The organism is Streptomyces sp. ICN903 (assembly GCF_022015835.1).
GTDB lineage: Bacteria > Actinomycetota > Actinomycetes > Streptomycetales > Streptomycetaceae > Streptomyces > Streptomyces fenghuangensis.
This window is the reverse complement of the sequence record NZ_JAKMAY010000369.1, coordinates 1-4,963: the sequence shown is the minus strand read 5'-3', so window position 1 is coordinate 4,963 and position 4,963 is coordinate 1. Positions and strand designations below refer to the sequence as shown.

The window sequence follows — 4,963 nt, the reverse complement described above, 5'->3', positions numbered from 1 at the left end:
GCTCTTTTCCTTGCAGCCAACAGGACCCTCAGCAAGTCCTATCGTTGCAGGTCAAGAGCACTTTCTGCGTTTCTGATCAACCTTCGGACAGGCCACTTCGTGAAAGCGCGAGGCTAGGGCCATCAGCCGGTGTGCGCCGTCGGCCGTCAGGTGAGGCGAACGGCTCCCGGTCTTGCTCGGATCCCACTCGAATTCGTGTCCCCGAAGAACCATCCCTTCCCCTCGCTCGTCAAACGCCTGCACGAGGCTGGTCTGCATCGTCGCATCCGCGCTACCCAGCGGCCGATAGAAGCCGATGCCGACGTAGCAGGTTCCGGGCGTGAGGCCGTACGGACTCCATGGATAGCCTCCAGCCTTGCAGTACATCGCGGTGAAGAAGTTCCACGCGATGCGGGAGGGCGGCGTCCTGTCGCGCCCGTCGAGCGTGGGCGCTCGAACAATCTGCGTCGGCATGCGGAACTTCATGGCGCTTGCCTTGAGGGCGCGGCGCAGATCGCGATGCACCGCGCCGGTCTCTTTGCTGGTGTAGTCGGCCGTACCACAGCGCGTCACGATCTGGTCGGACAGCGCGATCACGACGTAGTCCGGGACGCTGTCCCGCTCCGCCAACTGCCGAAATTTGGTCTCGAACAGAGACAAGGCAGCCTGGAAGCGGTCCTTCTGCGACTTGATCTCCAGTACCTGCCGCAGTTCAGTCTGCCCGAGTTCTTCATTCCATGCGTCGTCAAACTCCAGCGACGAGAAGAACCCGCGGTCGGGCATCCACCCGGGGAACTCCGGGTTGTTCACGTCTCCGCGTACGCCCTCGGCGCGGCTACTCATCCATGTACGGGCCGCCTCGACGAGCTCTGCGGTACCGATCAACCCCACGCGCAGCCGTGTGGGATGGCGGCCCGATGCTGTCCAGGAACGCGGCCCGTAGCGTGCAATGCCGGCCTTGGGATCGATGTGCAGGCCGTTGTCGGCGAACTGCAGCAGCGGTTCGGGAAAGTAGGTGCTCGCAATGAGGGCCGGCGAGCCGGTGGGCGAGACACTCGGTGGAGCAGGGCGTGCCGTCATCGTAGCGTTTCGTCCTCGTCGTCTTCGTCAGCGGAATCGTCGTCCTCGCTCAGGCCCTCCGCCTCGGCCCAGGTAAAGAGGTCGTCCACGTACTCGACGTTCCTGAAGGGCATGTCGTGCTCGGCGGGAATGCCCGGCCAGCGCACCTGCCCGCTGCTCAGCGATGTCGAGACGATCAGGTTCTGCCTGTCGGCACCGAAGGGGAAGAAAATCCGCGGAGTGCTTCTGCCGAGGAAATCCCTCCAGAACTGGACTTCGGCCAGGAGGTCGTGGTTGAACAGGCGAGACTTCTTCCGGGTCACTTGCCGCCCGATGTACTTGGCCTGTATGGACTCGAAGCCGTCGGATGTCACACGCAGCTCGGGTCTGACGCTCAGGCACCACTGGTTGCCACCGATGAGGAAGAAGCGCAGCGAAACAGCACGGTGAAGCCAGTAGTTGCGAGCCTCTCCGGTCGCTCGCTTCCTGGGCTGCCAGACGACACTCCGGGTTGCCCTGCTGGCATTCAGCGGCCGGTACGGTACGGAGCGTTCAACGCCTGCCGTCTCCGGTTCGAAGTAGTAGCGGTGGTGGTCGTGGTCAAGTCGCAGCCCGAGCCGTCCGGTGAGTTTGTTCAGCGACCGGTTCAGCAGTGCGACGTACCACCCCAGCCTGTCGGGGTCCGTCCACCACTCCTTGGTGGAGAAGCGTTCGGTCTCCGTGCACGCCACCACGTCAGCGAACGGGTTGCTGGTGTCACGCAAGTCCTGGAATGCCCACAACCGCCCCTCACGCAGGATGAACGGCGTCATCGTCCCGGCAGACGTCGCGGCCGGGCAGACCTCGTTCTCCCGGTCGGCAGAGCAAGGGGCTCCGTAGATGTAGCGTGGCATCTGCGTGACCGGCAGCACGTTGCTGTACACGGTGTCGTTGACCATCGGAGGCAGGTCCGACGGCACATTGGAACGTCCGCCGAGCCTGCGCTCGATCCGCTGTTCGTGAGCCTCCTTCATGGCGTGCAGACGCTCCACCGTGTACTTCGCAAGCGCACCTTCGGAGTCGATCAACTGGTGATGCTGATTGCACAGCAAGATCAGATTCTCGTACCGGTTGCGCTGCTCCGGCGTAAGCGGCGAATCGCCCCGCGGACCGTTTGGACTCTCCGCGACAATGTGAGCCATCTCGCCGAGCACCACAACGGGGTCCTCCGGCGTCCCCTGAGCCGTCAGCAGCAAGCCGCATCCGGGAAAGGCGCAGATATTGCCAGACCGCTGGGTCAACTTGCGTTGCTGCGAAGCAAGTACGGCCACAACACCTCCTTCAGGTACCCACATGCTACGGGCGACCTCCGACAAAGGCCCTCCCTCGTCCCTCCGGCGGTGATCGGAGCGGCCCCGGTTCAGATCTCCGCGAAGTAACTGGGCCAGCCTCCGCGTTGGATCAGGCGACCTGCCCGGGCAGCTTCGGTCCGGGCAGGAGACTCCAGGTGCCGCCGCAGGCGCTTGCCCGCGCACCCAACTCGCCGACCTCGAAGGGCGCCGTCAGTATCTTGTTCACGCGCCCCGAGCTCAGGCTGCGGACTCCACCGCGCACTCTTCAATCCAGCGGGCCAGGACACTGAGTGTGGCTAGGTGTTCCAACGCCTCCTGCTCGGTCCAGGGCACCTCGTCCTCGTAGGCAGCCACGTTCCGAATGCCAGGAAGACGCCGACGGCAAGGTGCTTGGCCCCCTCCTGGCGTGCGCGCCACGTTGGGGTGTTCCGATCTCCCGGAAAACGCAGGCGAGGCTTCCCGGCGACGGACTCCTTCAGGTCGAAGGTTTGAAGACAGAGATCGGTCTCACCGATGTCGTGGCAGTTCAGCTTTAGCTGGAGGCGCCGGTTTACGGTCCGGGCGGCGGCGAGCACCGCGTCCTGACGGGCCTCCGCAGCCCACAGGGGAGCCGCTGGCTCCCAGACCCAGGGGTGAAACCGGTCGGCGGCCAGCGTCGAGACGTCCGGCACCAGCCGGACCGCCCATTCGTCCTTGTCCGCCAGAATTCCGAGGCCGCGCTGAACCTCGTTGCGCGCCATGGCGACGCAGGCTACCTGGGCAGGCCACCTGGCCGATGTCGATCTTGTCGGCGATCGCTGGGGCGAGCAGGTGGAGAATCTGCTTGGCAGTGGGCTCGGCTCGGTGCAAACGGGCGTGCAGGTTCGGGTCACCGATGTAATCGCCCGGCCTTATGTTGGCGTCGTAGCGGGTGGCCAGGTCAAGGAACTCTTCAAGCTGTCCCCGCATCCAGTCACAATCCACGGCGGCACCCTGGAGACGGGTCGTTCCGGCCGGCTCGCCCTGGACGCGCCTGGATACGGCTGGGACTCCACGACCACGTGCGGACGCATGCAGGTGACGCCCAGGCGCACCTCCCTACGAATGAGGCCGTGCCCATCACCTGCCACAACCTCACCTGGCATCCCGTCAGAACGAGCGTCAAATGAGCGTCACGAGCGTCATTTCAGCGTCAAGATATCGCCCGTAACGCCCACACCGCACATAATGCGCACGCGCAAAATCGCAGGTCAGGAACCCTTCGGCGCGGGTTTGAGGATGGCGACGCACTCCACGTGGTGGGTCATCGGGAACAGGTCGAAGGCCCGCAGGAAGTGCGGGACGTAGCCCTCCTCGCGGAAGTACGCCAGGTCGCGGGCGAGGGCGGCCGGGTCGCAGGCGACGTAGGCGATCCGGCGCGGCCCGAGGGAGGCCACCTGCCGCACCGTCTTGCGCCCGGCGCCGGAGCGGGGCGGATCGAGGACGACGATGTCGGCCTCGGTGATGCCGGTGCGCGGCAGGACCTGCTCGACGCTGCCGCGCTCGACGCGGACACGGTCGAGGTCGGCGAGGTTGTGGCGGGCGTCCTCCACCGCGCGCCTGGAGGACTCGATGCCGAGCACCGCGCCCTTGTCCCCGACGCGCTCGGCCAGGGCTCCGGCGAACAGCCCGGCGCCGCAGTACAGGTCGAGGGCCATCTCGCCCTTGCGCGGCGTCAGACCGGTCATCACGGCCTCGACCAGCAGTTCGGCGGCCTTGGGGTGGACCTGCCAGAAGCCGCCCGCGCTGATCCTCCAGGTGCGGCCGACGGCGCGCTCACGGACGAAGGGGCGGCCGTGCACCCGGTGCACGGCCCGCTCGCCGCCGCGCTCCGCGCCGCGTCCGCGGGGCTCCTCGCCCCTCAGCACCGACACCGGCCGGTCCAGCTCCACCAGGGGCAGGCGCCCGCCGGGGCGGGGAGTGAGCACGACCTGGCGGTCGCCGGAGCCGGTGGCGGCGGTCGCGTCGACGGTGGCGATCTGCGGCCACCGGCGCTTCTCGACGCCCAGCTCGCTCACCCCCGGCGCGGCGATCAGGCAGCGGTCGATCGGCTGCACCTCGTGGGAGCGGTGGCGCAGCAGCCCGGCGCGGCCCTCGTCGTCCACGCTGTAGTGGACGCGGGTGCGCCAGGCCGGGACCTCGCCCTTGGGCACCTTGTCGCCGGGGGCGGGCTCGACGGTGCCGTCCCAGCCGGCGTCCTCGGCCGTCAGCCCCGCCAGCCTCGCCAGCTGCTCGGCGACGACGGAGGCCTTCAGCCGCCGCTGGGCCCCGGGGGCGGCGTGCTGCCAGTCGCAGCCGCCGCACAGGCCGGGGCCGGCGAACGGGCAGGGCGCCTCGACGCGGTCCTTGGAGGGCTCCAGGACCTCGACGGCGTCGGCGCGCAGGAAGCGGGAGTCCTCCCGGCCCTCGGTCACCTTCGCGACGACCCGCTCGCCGGGCAGGGCGTGGCGCACGAACAGCACCCGCCCCTCCTCGGTGCGGGCGATGCAGTGGCCACCGTGCGCGACGGGGCCGATCTCGACCTCGTACTCCCGGCCCACCAGCGACGGTGCGGTTTCGGGGGACGCGGCGGGGGG

4 protein-coding genes are annotated in these 4,963 nt (G+C 67.8%); all 4 read right to left on the bottom strand.

Annotated features, from left to right (window positions below):
* Positions 1-51 precede the first annotated feature (51 nt).
* Positions 52-1,059, bottom strand: coding sequence for a hypothetical protein (locus L7D48_RS25775; protein ID WP_237883016.1), 1,008 nt, complete (start codon positions 1,057-1,059; stop codon positions 52-54).
* Complete coding sequence (locus tag L7D48_RS25770; RefSeq protein ID WP_237883013.1) at positions 1,056-2,348, bottom strand: HNH endonuclease; 1,293 nt, start codon at positions 2,346-2,348, stop codon at positions 1,056-1,058. The genes L7D48_RS25775 and L7D48_RS25770 overlap by 4 nt, the downstream gene beginning before the upstream one ends.
* Positions 2,349-2,665: 317 nt before the next feature.
* The gene (locus L7D48_RS25765; RefSeq protein WP_237883011.1) at positions 2,666-3,109 is read right to left on the bottom strand and encodes a TIGR02391 family protein; all 444 of its coding nucleotides are present in this window, start codon (positions 3,107-3,109) and stop codon (positions 2,666-2,668) included.
* Between the two features lie 489 nt (positions 3,110-3,598).
* On the bottom strand, positions 3,599-4,963 hold a 1,365-nt coding region (locus L7D48_RS25760; RefSeq protein ID WP_237883009.1), incomplete at its 5' end, for a class I SAM-dependent RNA methyltransferase.